At 63.3% G+C, this 13,727-nt stretch carries 17 protein-coding genes and 1 tRNA gene; 9 read left to right on the forward strand and 9 right to left on the reverse strand.

Going from position 1 to position 13,727, the window contains the following annotated elements; all coding sequences use genetic code 11:
* Positions 1-3: 3 nt before the first annotated feature.
* Together rsfS and BMX43_RS15845 are read right to left on the reverse strand one after the other, a co-directional pair.
* Positions 4-405 (reverse strand): ribosome silencing factor, encoded by a 402-nt coding sequence (rsfS, locus tag BMX43_RS15840; protein ID WP_245749501.1) that lies wholly within the window; start codon positions 403-405, stop codon positions 4-6.
* Positions 406-557: 152 nt separating this feature from the next.
* On the reverse strand, positions 558-1,055 hold the full coding sequence (locus BMX43_RS15845) for a hypothetical protein (protein WP_139201597.1): 498 nt from the start codon (positions 1,053-1,055) through the stop codon (positions 558-560).
* A 124-nt stretch (positions 1,056-1,179) separates the two neighbouring features.
* Here BMX43_RS15845 and BMX43_RS15850 point away from each other — a divergent pair, with 124 nt between their 5' ends.
* From BMX43_RS15850 to leuB, 7 genes are all read left to right on the forward strand, one after another.
* Complete coding sequence (locus tag BMX43_RS15850) at positions 1,180-1,716, forward strand: DUF2975 domain-containing protein (protein ID WP_091303137.1); 537 nt, start codon at positions 1,180-1,182, stop codon at positions 1,714-1,716.
* Positions 1,716-1,931, forward strand: coding sequence for a helix-turn-helix domain-containing protein (locus tag BMX43_RS15855; protein ID WP_091303138.1), 216 nt, complete (start codon positions 1,716-1,718; stop codon positions 1,929-1,931). Before BMX43_RS15850 ends, BMX43_RS15855 begins: the two co-directional genes overlap by 1 nt.
* A 223-nt stretch (positions 1,932-2,154) precedes the next feature.
* Positions 2,155-3,576: a 3-isopropylmalate dehydratase large subunit gene (leuC, locus tag BMX43_RS15860; protein WP_091303139.1), complete on the forward strand. Its 1,422-nt coding sequence runs from the start codon at positions 2,155-2,157 to the stop codon at positions 3,574-3,576.
* 12 nt (positions 3,577-3,588) lie between these two features.
* Positions 3,589-4,194, forward strand: a complete 606-nt coding sequence (leuD, locus tag BMX43_RS15865) for a 3-isopropylmalate dehydratase small subunit (protein WP_091303140.1) — start codon at positions 3,589-3,591, stop codon at positions 4,192-4,194.
* A 174-nt stretch (positions 4,195-4,368) separates the two neighbouring features.
* Positions 4,369-5,304 carry a hypothetical protein gene (locus tag BMX43_RS15870; RefSeq protein WP_425431810.1) on the forward strand — a complete coding sequence of 312 codons (936 nt, stop codon included), beginning with the start codon at positions 4,369-4,371 and terminating at the stop codon, positions 5,302-5,304.
* Between the two features lie 26 nt (positions 5,305-5,330).
* Positions 5,331-6,344, forward strand: coding sequence for an endonuclease/exonuclease/phosphatase family protein (locus BMX43_RS15875; protein ID WP_175482131.1), 1,014 nt, complete (start codon positions 5,331-5,333; stop codon positions 6,342-6,344).
* An 87-nt stretch (positions 6,345-6,431) separates the two neighbouring features.
* On the forward strand, positions 6,432-7,538 hold the full coding sequence (gene leuB / locus BMX43_RS15880; protein WP_091303142.1) for a 3-isopropylmalate dehydrogenase: 1,107 nt from the start codon (positions 6,432-6,434) through the stop codon (positions 7,536-7,538).
* Between the two features lie 3 nt (positions 7,539-7,541).
* Here the strand turns inward: leuB and BMX43_RS15885 are convergent, their stop codons facing one another.
* A complete protein-coding gene (locus BMX43_RS15885; protein WP_175482138.1) occupies positions 7,542-9,128 on the reverse strand; it encodes a Na/Pi cotransporter family protein in 1,587 nt (528 codons plus the stop codon).
* Between the two features lie 139 nt (positions 9,129-9,267).
* On the opposite strand from BMX43_RS15885, the gene BMX43_RS15890 reads away from it, so the two are divergent.
* Both BMX43_RS15890 and BMX43_RS15895 read left to right on the forward strand, forming a co-directional pair.
* Positions 9,268-10,233, forward strand: a complete 966-nt coding sequence (locus BMX43_RS15890; protein ID WP_091303144.1) for a DMT family transporter — start codon at positions 9,268-9,270, stop codon at positions 10,231-10,233.
* A gap of 82 nt (positions 10,234-10,315) precedes the next feature.
* Positions 10,316-10,392, forward strand: a tRNA-Pro gene (locus BMX43_RS15895).
* 148 nt (positions 10,393-10,540) lie between these two features.
* On the opposite strand, the gene BMX43_RS20470 is transcribed toward BMX43_RS15895, so the two are convergent.
* The 6 genes from BMX43_RS20470 to BMX43_RS15925 all read right to left on the reverse strand — a co-directional run bounded on the left by BMX43_RS20470 (position 10,541) and on the right by BMX43_RS15925 (position 13,485).
* Positions 10,541-10,879 (reverse strand): excalibur calcium-binding domain-containing protein, encoded by a 339-nt coding sequence (locus tag BMX43_RS20470; RefSeq protein WP_342711692.1) that lies wholly within the window; start codon positions 10,877-10,879, stop codon positions 10,541-10,543.
* A gap of 325 nt (positions 10,880-11,204) precedes the next feature.
* Complete coding sequence (locus BMX43_RS15905) at positions 11,205-11,588, reverse strand: hypothetical protein (protein ID WP_091303145.1); 384 nt, start codon at positions 11,586-11,588, stop codon at positions 11,205-11,207.
* A complete protein-coding gene (locus BMX43_RS15910) occupies positions 11,585-12,007 on the reverse strand; it encodes a hypothetical protein (RefSeq protein WP_091303146.1) in 423 nt (140 codons plus the stop codon). The genes BMX43_RS15905 and BMX43_RS15910 overlap by 4 nt, the downstream gene beginning before the upstream one ends.
* Positions 12,007-12,366 (reverse strand): hypothetical protein, encoded by a 360-nt coding sequence (locus BMX43_RS15915; protein ID WP_091303147.1) that lies wholly within the window; start codon positions 12,364-12,366, stop codon positions 12,007-12,009. Before BMX43_RS15915 ends, BMX43_RS15910 begins: the two co-directional genes overlap by 1 nt.
* 196 nt (positions 12,367-12,562) lie before the next feature.
* Positions 12,563-12,742, reverse strand: coding sequence for a hypothetical protein (locus tag BMX43_RS15920; RefSeq protein WP_139201598.1), 180 nt, complete (start codon positions 12,740-12,742; stop codon positions 12,563-12,565).
* 176 nt (positions 12,743-12,918) lie between these two features.
* Positions 12,919-13,485: a hypothetical protein gene (locus tag BMX43_RS15925; RefSeq protein WP_091303149.1), complete on the reverse strand. Its 567-nt coding sequence runs from the start codon at positions 13,483-13,485 to the stop codon at positions 12,919-12,921.
* Positions 13,486-13,727 lie beyond the last annotated feature (242 nt).

Genomic DNA, 13,727 nt, shown 5'->3' on the forward strand with positions numbered 1-13,727 from the left:
GGGTTACTCCAGATTCTGGCCCATGTCCTGGCGATGCTGCGCGCCCGGCTGCCACATCTTTTCAAGCTGATAGAACTCGCGCACTTCCGGGCGGAACACATGGACGATCACATCCGCCGTGTCGATCAGCACCCAGTCGCCGGTTTCCTTGCCCTCGATCTTCGACAGGCGACCGAATTCCAGCTTCAGCCGGTCCACCAGCTTTTCCGAAATCGCAGCCACCTGACGCGACGACCGCCCCGAGCAGATCACCATGTAATCGGCCATGTCGGAACGACCGCGCAGGTCGATCTGCACGATGTCCTCGGCCTTGTCATCTTCCAGCGAGGCGATGATACGTTCCAGCAACAGTTCGCTCGACGGGTCGGCATCGCTCACGCGCGCTGCCCTCGGGCCGACCGGCAAGCCGGTCGCAGGATCAGAATGAGACAGGACATCGTCCTCCAGAAAAAGCGCCGACACCCTCCCCGGCGCTGGGGCTTGCCATTATCGTAACATTGAGAGGCCCAAGACTCAACGATCCGGGCCCTCACATGCAAGGGGATGCCTTTACCCCCTCATTGCCGCACTTCGCAAGGGGGCATGGCAGCAAGAGCGGTTTCTCCCACCAGCGCCGCAACCTGTGTCGGCTGGATCAGCGGAACAAATTCGCCCGCCCCCTCCAGCCGGATCAGGATCGCACCCTCGGCATCCGGTGCAGGCCCGCCGCCCAGCTTGCAGCCTCCCAGCCCGATGCCAAAGCTCGCTTCCGCCGCACCACCGGCCTTCCACTGCGCCACCTGCGCCTGAAGCTCCCGCATCCGCGCCACCTCTGCCGGACCAAGGCCGAATGCCGCGACGCGGCCCCCTTCCGGCATCGCCACGCCCGCGGCAGACCGGGGGGCAAGCTGCAATTCCTCGGCAAGACGATCCGCGCCATGGCTGGCCGTGATCGTGATCACCGCCGTTCCGGGAAGCACGTTCATCCCTGCGGGCAATTGCACCGCCACCTCAAGTGCTGCGGGGTCCACGCTCAGCGGGTCAAGCGCCTGAAGGCGCGCTGCGGTCCCGGGCACCACCGAGGCGCATCCCGCCGCAAGAAGAACAGGAATCAATCCATGAAAAAAGTGCATATCGAATCTCCTTTGACAGCTATTTATTAATGCCATACAATAATTTTTAGCTTCAAGAGGAATTCTCATGGCCCTACCCGCCCGCATCATCCGCCTGTCCGGCATACTGTCCCACCTTGCGACCGCCCTGATGGGGGCCCTGCCGCTACTCGTCGCTTTCTGGGCTGTTCGCGGCCACCAGAACCCCGGCTGGCTTGCAGAAGTCTTTCCGCAAGTGCAGCCCGGCACCACGCTGACCCCGGAAAAAAGCACCTGGGTTCTGACCATCGGCGCGCTGCAACTTCTCCCGATGCTGTTCGCGCTGTGGCATATGCGCGCACTCTTTCGCCGCTACAGTGCCGGCGACATCCTCACCGCCCCCTGTGCGCGCGACATCCGCTGCATCGGCACAGCCCTCGCCACGCTGGCCCTGATCCAGATCGTCAGCCTGCCGCTGCAGATCGCCCTTCTGACCCTCGACAATCCGCCCGGCGCGCGGCAGTTGACCTTTGCGCTGTCTTCGGAAAACCTCTGGCTCTTGCTGGCAGGCGGCCTGCTTGTCGTGATTGGCTGGGCGATGGCAGAGGCTGTCGTGGCCGCCGAAGAAAACCGGGGCTTCATCTGATGCAGATCATTGTGCGGCTGGACGTCATGCTCGCCCGTCGCAAGATGCGGTCGCGCGAACTGGCCGAACGCATTGGCATCACGGAACCGAATCTCAGCCTGCTGAAATCCGGCAAGGTCAAGGGCATCCGGTTCGAAACCCTTGCCGCGATCTGCGAGGCGCTGGAGTGCCAGCCCGGCGATCTGCTGGAAGCCGTGGCAGAACCCGAGTCTTGAATCTTGCCTCGCAAGGCAATCGGGCGTATTTAGCCCACCATGCAAGGGTTCATCTACTTCAACATCACCGATCACGCGCGGCTTCCGGCCCGGTTCTTCGGCATGACCCGCACCGTTCTCGCACGGCTTTGAGGCGGGGCGCCCGATTTTTCGCAGAAAAATCGCCCCCCGCATCCGCAAGACTTACATCCCCACAGCCATCCCATTGAAGAAGGTGAGAGCCATGACCGCTCCGCGCACGCTCTATGACAAGATCTGGGACGATCACGTCGTCCATCAGGCCGAAGACGGCACCTGCCTGCTCTATATCGACCGCCACCTCGTCCACGAGGTCACAAGCCCGCAAGCCTTTGAAGGCCTGCGCATGACTGGCCGCACCGTTCGTGCGCCTGAAAAAACCATCGCCGTGCCGGACCACAACGTCCCCACCACGCTGGACCGCGTCTCGGGCGTGATCGCCAACGAGGAATCGCGCATCCAGGTCGAGGCGCTCGACAAGAATGCCAAGGATTTCGGGGTGAACTACTATCCGGTCTCCGACGTGCGTCAGGGCATCGTGCATATCGTCGGCCCCGAACAGGGCTGGACGCTCCCGGGCATGACCGTGGTCTGCGGTGACAGCCACACCGCCACCCATGGCGCCTTCGGCGCGCTGGCGCATGGCATCGGCACGTCCGAAGTAGAACATGTTCTGGCCACCCAGACGCTGATCCAGAAGAAATCCAAGAACATGAAGGTGGAAATCACCGGCTCGCTGCGCCCCGGTGTCACCGCGAAAGACATCACCCTGTCGGTGATCGGCGAAACCGGCACCGCCGGCGGCACCGGCTATGTCATCGAATATTGCGGTCAGGCGATCCGCGAACTGTCGATGGAAGGCCGGATGACCGTCTGCAACATGGCGATCGAGGGCGGCGCCCGCGCTGGCCTGATCGCGCCCGATGAAAAGACCTTCGCCTATTGCATGGGCCGCCCGCACGCGCCGAAAGGCGCCGCATGGGAGGCCGCCGTCGCCTATTGGAAGACGCTGTTCACCGATGAAGGCGCGCATTTCGACAAGGTGATCACGATCAAGGGCGAAGACATCGCCCCCGTCGTCACCTGGGGCACCTCGCCCGAAGACGTGCTGCCGATCACCGGCACCGTCCCCTCGCCCTCTGATTTCACGGGTGGCAAGGTCGAGGCCGCGCAGCGCGCGCTGGACTATATGGGCCTGACCCCCGGCATGAAGCTGACCGACATCAAGATCGACACGGTGTTCATCGGGTCTTGCACCAATGGCCGGATCGAGGATCTGCGCGCCGCCGCCGCGATCCTGAAGGGCAAGAAGATCAAGGACGGCATGCGCGCCATGGTCGTGCCCGGTTCAGGTCTCGTCCGCGCGCAGGCGGAAGAAGAGGGTCTGGCGCAGATCTTCATCGACGCCGGTTTTGAATGGCGCCTGGCGGGCTGCTCCATGTGCCTTGCCATGAACCCCGACCAACTGTCGCCCGGCGAGCGTTGCGCCGCGACCTCCAACCGCAACTTCGAAGGCCGTCAGGGCCGCGGCGGGCGCACCCACCTGCTCTCGCCCGCGATGGCAGCGGCAGCGGCGATCACCGGGCATCTGACCGATGTGCGTGAGATGATGGCAGAAACGGTCTGAGGAACGGATAAGATGGATAAATTCACCAAACTCACCGGGATCGCGGCGCCCATGCCGCTGGTCAATATCGACACCGACATGATCATCCCGAAACAGTTCCTCAAGACGATCCAGCGGTCTGGCCTCGGCAAGAACCTGTTCGACGAGATGCGCTACACGCAGGACGGCGCCGAAATCCCGGATTTCGTGCTGAACCAGCCCGCCTATCGCAAGGCGGAAATCATCGTTGCGGGCGACAATTTCGGCTGCGGCTCGTCGCGCGAACATGCGCCTTGGGCGCTGCTGGATTTCGGCATCCGCTGCGTGATCTCCACCTCTTTCGCCGACATCTTCTTCAACAACTGCTTCAAGAACGGCATCCTGCCGATCGTGATGCCGGCCGAGGTTGTGGCCGTGTTGATGGACGATGCGAAGAAAGGCGAAAACGCCCGGATCACCGTCGATCTGGAAGCGCAGACCATCACCACCTCTGATGGCCAGTCCTTCCCGTTCGAGGTGGACAGCCACCGCAAGCACTGCCTGCTGAACGGGTTGGACGATATCGGCCTGACGCTGGAAAAGGCCGCCGCCATCGACGCGTTCGAGGCGAAGAACAAGACCCTGCATCCCTGGGCCTGAGCCGGGGCTGATCGCCCGGCCCCTGTTCAAACAAGGCCGCCATGGGTTTGCCCCGTGGCGGCCTTATTGTTTCAACAGTTTGGTGCAAAAAGGCGACAACTCTCCTCACCCAAGCCGCAATCCTGCGGTCTTCTTGCGAGGATCATTGCGATGCAAACCGAAAGAAGGCACAATTTGGGCAAGATTGAGGCAGCCCGCCACAATGTGCGGGGAAAACTTGGGACAAGGACGCGGCAATGGATCGCGTCCGACCGGTTCGAGGAAGGCAAGGCAGTGGTTTCACGGCTGACGGGCGCGGCTGCGCGCGCATTTTTCGTGATGGTGATGATCATCACCCCTTCGGTGCTGCTGCCCGGCACCGGGGCGGATGGCAAGGAAATGGTGGCGCTCGTCGCCCTGTTTGCCGGTGCGCTGACCTTCACCGAATACAAGACCACCTATCCCGGCCTTGTCGAATTCCGCGATGCGCCCCCGTTCAACCGGATGCGCTTTCTGATTCTGTTCTTCACAGTCTTCCTGCTGGCCGTGATCGAAAAGAACGAACTGGCGCCCACCTCGCTCACCCGGCTGATCAGTGCCATTGGCCTCCTGATCGGCAATGCGCTGGATTTCCCCTATTCTCCCGTGCGTCTTGCCACCCTGATGATGACACAGGGCAGTGATGGCGCGCAGGTTGCCGCCGTGCGCACCGCCGCAGGGGTCGCCTATCTGGTTTCGGCCCTGGGGCTGGCCTATTTTGTTGTGCTTCTGAAGATGAACAGCTGGCCTTCCAGAAACGGTGTATTCAACGTCTGGATCAACCTGCCCACATTCGACCCGACCACTGGCGGCGATGTCGTGGCGCGGCTGGAACGGGATGCCCGCATCAACATCGCTTTCGGGTTCCTGCTGCCCTTCCTGATCCCCGCCGTGGTGAAAATCGGCGCCTCGGGGTTCGAGCCGCTGACCCTCACCGCCCCACAAACCCTGATCTGGGTGCTGACCGCATGGTCCTTCCTTCCCTGCAGCCTGTTCATGCGCGGCATCGCCATGGGCAAGATCGCCGAAATGATCCGCGAGCAACGCAAGCTGTCCAGCGCCATGCCGCGTTCGGGCTTTCAGCCAGCCTGATCTGCGCCGCTCTGGCGCTACCCGCTGTGGCCGATCCGCTGCGGCTGGCCACCTGGAACGCCGATCTCAGCCGCAAGGGGCCCGGCCTGTTGCTGGCCGAAATCCGCAAGGGTGACAGCCCGCAGATCGCCGCCACGCTGCAGGTGATCGCCGCACTGGATGCCGATGTTCTGCTACTCACCAGCATCGACTTCGATACCCGCCTTGTCGCGCTGGATGCGCTGCGCGACCGGCTGGCCGAGGCGGGCAGCCCCTATCCCTACCGCTTTGCCCTGCGCCCCAATACCGGAATGCCCAGCGGGTTTGATCTGGATGGCGACGGCCGCTTGGGCACGCCGCGCGATGCCATGGGCTATGGCCGGTTCGCCGGGCAATCCGGCATGGCGCTGCTGTCGCGCCTGCCGATCCGCGCGGAGGCGGCGCAGGATTACACCGCCCTGCTGTGGGCCGATCTGCCCGGCGCCCTGCCCCCGCCCGATCTGCCCGCCGCTCAGCGCGCGCTTCAGCGCCTGTCCACGACCAACCACTGGCAGGTGCCGGTCACGCTGCCCGATGGCGGCACGCTGGCGGTGATGGGCTGGTATGCCACCCCGCCCGTGTTCGACGGGCCGGAAGATCGCAACGGGCGTCGCAACCATGACGAGACCGCTTTCTGGCTGCGCCTGCTGGATGGCGCCCTGCCTTTCCCCGCCCCCACCGCCCCTTTCGTGCTGCTGGGCGATGCCAATCTGGACCCGGTGGATGGCGAGGGCCGCCCCGCCGCCCTGCTGGCGCTGCTGGCCGACCCGCGCCTGCAAGACCCGGCGCCGCGCGGCCCCCATGGCCGCAGCGAGCCGGGCCAGCGCGGCGACCCGGCGCTGGATACCGCCTTTTATCCCGACGGGCCGGGCGGGCTGCGGGTCGAATACGTCCTGCCCTCCGCCGATCTGCACGTCAGCTCTGCGGGCGTGCTGTGGCCTGCCGAGGCGGACCCGCTGGCCCCCGCGCTGCGCGCCGCCTCGCGCCATTATCCAGTCTGGGTCGATCTGGATCTGCCCTGACCCCGCCCCGATCCCCAAGCCTTCTTGACCCAATCCCGCCAAGGGGCTAGGCCAGCGCCAACCTTTCTTGCAGCGCAGGAGCCTCCCTTGGCCAATCCCTCCATCCTCATCCTTGCCGGCGACGGCATCGGCCCCGAAGTCATGGCCGAGGTCAAAAAGATCATCGGCTGGTTCGACGCCAAACGCGGCATCACCTTCGATGTCAGCGAAGATCTCGTGGGCGGCTGCGCCTATGATGCGCATGGCACCCCGCTGACCGACGCCACCATGGCCAAGGCGCAAGAGGTGGACGCCGTGCTGCTGGGCGCCGTCGGCGGCCCGAAATATGACGTGCTGGATTTCAGCGTGAAACCCGAACGCGGCCTGCTGCGCCTGCGCAAGGAAATGGACCTGTTCTCCAACCTGCGCCCCGCCCAATGCTTTGACGCGCTGGCCGATTTCTCGTCGCTGAAAAAAGATGTGGTCGCGGGCCTCGACATCGTGATCGTGCGCGAACTGACTTCGGGCGTCTATTTCGGCGAACCGCGCGGCATCTTCACCGAAGGCAACGAGCGGGTGGGCATCAACACCCAGCGCTACACCGAATCCGAGATCGCCCGCGTCGCCCGGTCGGCCTTTGAACTGGCCCGCCGTCGTGGCAACAAGGTCTGCTCGATGGAGAAGGCCAATGTCATGGAATCCGGCATCCTGTGGCGCGAGGTCGTGCAGGAAATCCACGACAAGGAATACCCGGATGTGCAGCTGTCGCACATGTATGCCGACGCGGGCGCCATGCAGCTGTGCCGCTGGCCCAAGCAGTTCGACGTGATCCTGACCGACAACCTGTTCGGCGATCTGCTGTCCGACATGGCGGCGATGCTGACCGGCTCGCTCGGGATGCTGCCCTCCGCCTCGCTCGGTGCGCCGATGGCCAATGGCCGCCCGAAAGCGCTGTATGAGCCCGTGCACGGCTCGGCGCCCGACATCGCCGGCCAGGGCAAGGCCAACCCGATCGCCTGCATCCTGTCCTTCGCCATGGCGCTGCGCTATTCCTTCGATCTGGGCGACGAGGCGACGCGCGTTGAAAAGGCCGTGGAAAAAGTGCTGGCCGATGGCGTGCGCACGGCTGATCTGATGGGCCCCGAAGGCGGCACCCCGGTCTCCACCTCGGCAATGGGCGATGCCGTCATCGCCGCACTGGACGCCAGCCTCTAAGGCTCAATCCTCGGCCAGAACACTGGTGGCCTCGCCTTTGGGCGGGGCCGCCGCTGCGGCAGCCGCACCGTAATGCACGATGCGTTCGGTGTGGAACAACACCCGCTCCAACCAGCGCAGCGCATCCGTCAGGGCAAACAGATCCGGCGGGCTGACGAGCCCCACATGTTCGCGTAACAGCACTGACCGGCGCATCCGTGCCATGCGGGCCCCCAGCGTGCCATGCAGCCGCGCCAGCCGCCGCGCCAGCACCGGATCGGCGGGCGCCAACGCGGCCCGCTCCAGCGCCGCCGCCACCATCCGCACCGGGCGGCAGAACACCGGATCGGCCACCAGCACCGCCAGCCGCTCCTCTTGCCCGGCCCGCTGCGCCAACCGGCCCAGATGATCGGCCAGATGCAGCAGGGCCGCCTGCCGGTTCTGCCCCGCCGTCCCGCCCGAGGGCAGCGCAACCCGCGTCAGGAAATCCTCCAGATCCGCAACCGCCTCCACAACCCCCGCTTCCACCGCACGCCCACTCCGCCGCAAGGCCCCCGACAGACGCGCGCATTGCACTGTGGCCAGTGCCGCGGCCACACCCCGCGCCGCATCCTGCGCCACATCGGCGTCGCCCAGCAGGCGACGGTCCAATGGTTCCGGCAGCGGCCCCGTGCCCCCCGGCACCAACCGCTCGATCCCCCGCGCGAACCACGGCAGCACAGGCAGCAACAGCGCCACACCCGCCAGATTGAACCCGGTGTGAAACACCACCAGCGCCGTCTGCGCATCGCCCAGCATCACCCGCTGGATCAGCGGCACCAACGGCAGCGCCAGAAAGGCCAGCCCGTCCGTCACCGCATTATAGCCCACATGCGCCATCGCCGTGCGCCGCATCTCGCGCGAGCCGCCCAGCGTGGCCAAAACCGATTTCGCCGTGGTGCCCAGATCCATCCCCACCACCAGCGCCGCCGCCTGCATCAGCGTCACACTGCCTGATCCCAGCAGCACCAGCACCGCCGCCACCCCCGCGCCCGAGGATTGGATCACCACCGTCACCGCAACACCAATCGCCACCAGCGCCAGCCGCCCCGGCCAGCTCTCCCCCGGCAACCAACCACCCGCCAGTAGCCCGCTGACCTGCGCGGTGGCGGTCTGCATCATCTCCAGCCCCAGAAAGATCAGGCTGAACCCGGCCAATGCCATTCCGGCCTGTCGCCGCCCGCCGCGCGTCAACGTCGCCACCAGCGCCGCCACGAACAGAAGCGGCAGCGCCACCACACCCAATTGCAGCTTCAGCCCCAGAATCGCCACCACCCAGCCCGTCGTGGTGGACCCGATATTGGCGCCGAAAATCACGCCCAGCGCCTGCGGAAAGCTCATCAGCCCCGCACCCACGAACCCGATCACCGTCAGAATCACCGCGCTGGAACTTTGCATCAGCGCCGTGCCAATCGCCCCGCTCAGTACCCCGCGCAGCGGCGTGGTGGTAAACCGCCCCAGCACCGCCCGCATCCGCCCCGAGGCCAGCGTCTTCAGTGCCTCGGTCATTACCGTCATGCCGAACAGAAAAAGCCCGATACCACCCGCAAACCCAAGCCAGCCTTCGCTCATTACCCGCCCCCCTGCCCGGCCAATCTCTGCCATTGGCAGCTTTCCCGCAAGGCCGCGACCAGCGATTGAGCCTGCGGTGGTTTTCTGTCACTCCTGCTAGCGCAAACACGCGCGCCGCGCCCCGTCAGGTCGAACCCATATGAGCCCCAATGCCAAAGGCGCGCTGCTCGCGCTTCTCGCTTTCGCCATCTACGCCACCCACGACGTGATCGTGAAGCTGCTTGGCGCGCATTATTCCGCGATCCAGATCATCTTCTTCGCCGGTCTGCTCAGCTTCCCTCTGGCGACGATCATGCTGATGAATGATCGCTCGGACGGCCATCTGCGCCCCAAGCACCCGTGGTGGACGGCTCTGCGCACGGTATCCACCGTGATCACCGGGGTGTCGGCCTTCTATGCCTTTTCCGTGCTGCCGCTGGCGCAAACCTATGCGATCCTGTTCGCCACGCCGCTGCTGATCACCCTGCTGGCCATTCCGGTGCTGGGCGAAAAAGTCGGCCTGCGCCGGGGCCTTGCCGTGGTGGTCGGCATGATCGGCGTGCTGATCGTACTGCGCCCAGGCGCGGCCCCGCTCAGCCTCGGGCATATGGCGGCACTGGCGGCGGCGGTGTTTTCCTCCATGGCCTCCATCGTGGTGCGCAAGATCGGGTCCGAAGAACGCTCGGTCGTACTGCTGCTCTATCCGATGGTCGCCAACGTTCTCGTGCTCGGCTGCGCCCTGCCCTTCGTCTACAAGCCCATGCCGATCGAACATGTCGGGATGCTGGGCATCATCGCGGTGTTCAGTTTCGTTGCCATGCTGCTGATCATCGCCGCTTATCGCCGGGCCGAGGCAGTGATCGTCGCCCCAATGCAGTATTCGCAGATGATCTGGGCCACGATCTTCGGGGCGCTTATCTTCGACGAGATCCCCGACGAGATGACCCTGCTCGGCGCCGCCGTCATCATCGCCTCGGGCATTTACATCGTGATGCGCGAAGGCAAGGCCACGGTCTCGGAAAACCGCCCCGTGCTGAACTCGCGCTCGCGGCCCGAAACCGGCACCTTGCCGCGTATCTCCCTCCTGCTGCGCCGCGGCCTGTCGCGCGATCCGAACGAAGGGTGACGGCGGAATGCACGCAATGTGAAGATTCCTCCCCCGCCCCCCTTGCAAACCCCGCCGCCACCGAGTAATCCCCACCCACGGTCGGAGCGTAGCGCAGCCTGGTAGCGCACCTGCTTCGGGAGCAGGGGGTCGGAGGTTCGAATCCTCTCGCTCCGACCAATAGAAAATATCCCGAAAATTCAATCACTTATAGACTGACACGCCGCCCCGTGTGTTACAGTCGTGTGGCTGTTCCACATGGGCCTACACAGTCAAATTTAGTTCCATAGGCTGGTTCGCAGGCTGGCTGCGAACCAGCTTCTCGAAATCACTCGCAGCCGATTCCATCGTTGTCACGGTCAAGGTGTGTTCCATAGCCGGGATCACCTCTATAGACTGGAGCAGCACCTGCTGCCCTCGCCGCTGTGCAGTTTCGGAATGCTCCACCTCTATTGGACGGCGTTGCAGAACGAGTAGGTTCTTTTCGTGTGTCGCTTCGATGACAGTGATAGCCGCCACGTTTTCTATCATTGTGGCATCCCTCAGCGTTCAGACCGCCTGAGTGTGCCTCCACAACTGACGGATACGCCGTGGTTACCAGAGTTACTATCACCGCAATCTTCAAGAATCCAAACATGCTTCCTCCTAGGTGCAATAGGAAGTGCATTTCACAACTTTTGGACGAATCGTGGGCAGGCAAAAGGCAAGAGATACTCAACTATGAAGAAAGGGCGAGGCTTTCGCCCCGCCCCTCTCTCTGGCTGCACAAACCAGTTCCAGCACCGCGCAGCTAGGAGTCAGCCGCCGTGCCGTGTCGGGGTTGATGGGCGTGAATGGACCCGCGCACTTTCCGACTGATCGCGACACATTCAGCCCTGCTTGGGTGGCCCGGCGTGTCAACCTCTTAGCTATGAATACGCGCGGGCCGGGGAAGTGTCGGTTGGGATGGAAAGAAAAACGGGCGCCAGTGAAGGCGCCCGTTCTGGTCGTGGTCAGGCAGCACTCTTCATAATCCGGGACATCATCTTGTGAGCTTGCATAAAACCCCGCGCGGCTTCGTTGCGAAGATTGGAAGCCTCTTCGCGTAACTCCTTGGTGAACTGGTCAAATGTGTAAACGCGCTCAAGCAGTTCAGCGGCTTGCAAGTGCATCGCAACACCGTATTCAAACGAAGCAAGCATCAAGTCGGCTTCGGCACATTTCGGCGAGGCGGCGATTATGTCGAACCAGTAGGCCTTTTCCGACGCGACCTCTTCTCGATGAAGCCGCGCACTGCCCCGAGCCTGTTCCTGCGCAAACAGGTCAAGTTCGGAGTAGTCCGGGCCAATTCGAACGCCATCTACGGTAACAAGACGCAGGTAATGAACGGTCATCATGCCACCTCGCCTTTCAGATCGTAAACGCCGCCGATGAACTTCACCACATCGGACGGCGGCGCGCTTTCCAGCATGGGGCCAGCGCGATAGCCGTTCTTGTATTTTTCGATCTGATCCAGAATGTCTTCCATCTGGCCGATCTCGGAACTGGTGTAGGTGCCATCGGGTTCGCTGCCACCGTGGGCAGGCCACAGGTCAGGGTCGCGTCCAACATGATGACCCACGCCCCAGATCATCCAAGCCAAGTCATCTCCGCCGATCTCGCGGACGATCCTGCACATCCGATTCATATAGCCAACTTCCTGATGGTCATCGGGAAGCGACTGGATCTGAGCGATGGCATAAAGGAAGCCGTAAACCGTGATCCGGTGTTCAAGGCCGTCAACGATGGTATTCACGCGCGGAATGTTCGTCGTCATCACGCGGCCTCCACGTTGACGACAGGTGCCAGCTTTGCGCGGATCAGCCGGGCGGCGCTGGCATAGGTGCAGCCTTCGCGGGTCCACGTTCTGAACTCGGCGCTGTTCAGAACATTGGCCATATCACTGTGGGCAAGTTCCGGCATCGTCGCGCCGACATTCAGCACCCAATGCGCATCCTCATAGAAGCGGCGCGTGGCATTGTAGTCGGTGCCGCCGGTATAGTGGTATCCGTCGAGTGCGTTGTGAAACGCTTCGGTCGCGGTCATGGTTGCCGTTTCCGGCGTGTTCATGGTATTCATATTTACCTCGGCTTTCTTTCTTTCGTTGAAGGTGGTCGTCGTATTGCGCTCGTGCATGGCTTTCTCCGTATGAGCGTTTCGTTTTGGCAGGTGCGCTAACACCTGCCGCTCTTCTTGCTCAGCAGCGGTTGCAGCCGCTGCGGGCAAACCTACTAGTAAACACTTTTCTTCAAATATGACGTAGGCTTTTTTCGACCTAAGCCATTGATTCATATAAATCTGGACTGCAACAATTATCACATACTCGTGATAATCACGCCGCCACCCCTTCCACGAAGTCACCCCGGCAGGCCTCGGGCAGCACGTCCGCACCGGCCAGCGCTTCGGCCAGCTTGTCGCGCAGATCAGCGCCCGTGCTGGTGGCGGCAATGAAGGCCCCGGCCAGATCGGCCAGCAGGCGGGAATAGGCGTCATCAGGAAGGAAGTGCTGCATCGGTTCGGCCTTGTGCTTGGTTCGATGCCCAGAATCTACACAGACCGGGAATCCCGGCGCAAGATACGATTTCATATATTTCTGTTATTTTTCAATTACTTGTCAAGTAAGCACTTACTGAACATGGCACCGTTCAGGACCGGAAACAGCTATCTGGCTGGATAGCTGCGGGCCGGTCAGAAGCGCCCGAACATGGGGTTCGCCCGCATTTCCGCTTCGGCCTCGTCCACCAGCACCTGCGCCGCCCTCTTGGCCTCGCGGGCGCGAATGCGCACCACCAGTTCCGCCTGTATGCGGGCCTCGGGCCAGCCGTCGGCGCGACAGCGCTTCATCCACCGGCTATCTGCGGTCTGATCCAGCTTGCGCTGTTTCTTCTGATCTTCCGTCAGGTCCGACAGATCGGCATTCGGTTCGGCCCTGACCTTGCGCCGGGCTTGGTTCCGTTCCTCGCGGCCGTCCCCGGCCCGCCAGTCGTCAATCGCGCGGCGCTTGCGGGATACGTCATCCAGCGCCCGCTGGCCCTCGCGGTCAAAGCGCTTCTGCGCCTTGTCGATCAAGGGGGCCAGGACGGCCAGCCGGGTCTGGTCTTCGGCGGTCAGTTCGCCCTGGGCTTGGATCGCATCGCGCTTGGCTTCCAGATCGCGCAGTTCGACCCGGCGGCGGTCATAGGCGGTCAGCTTCACCTCGGGCCAGATCGGCCCTTCATTGTCGTAATCGTCTTGTGATTCAGCGGGATTCCGCATACGTTCTTTCCAGTGATAAGAAGGCCTTGCAGGGGTTCAGCGTTGGCGCGCTGGCCCCTGTTCTCATTCAGTGGCCCGGTCGATCTGGTCGGCCAGATCGGCGGCGACACCGAAAGCCATGGGATACTTGCGGCCCGTGATCGGGGAAACCAGCTTCAAGCCCCCGCCCATGCGCTTGACCGACACACCCGACAAGGCCGCGATACCGGCGCGCAGGTTGCGAATGTGTTCCTTGCCCTCGG

The organism is Gemmobacter aquatilis, assembly GCF_900110025.1.
Lineage (GTDB): Bacteria > Pseudomonadota > Alphaproteobacteria > Rhodobacterales > Rhodobacteraceae > Gemmobacter > Gemmobacter aquatilis.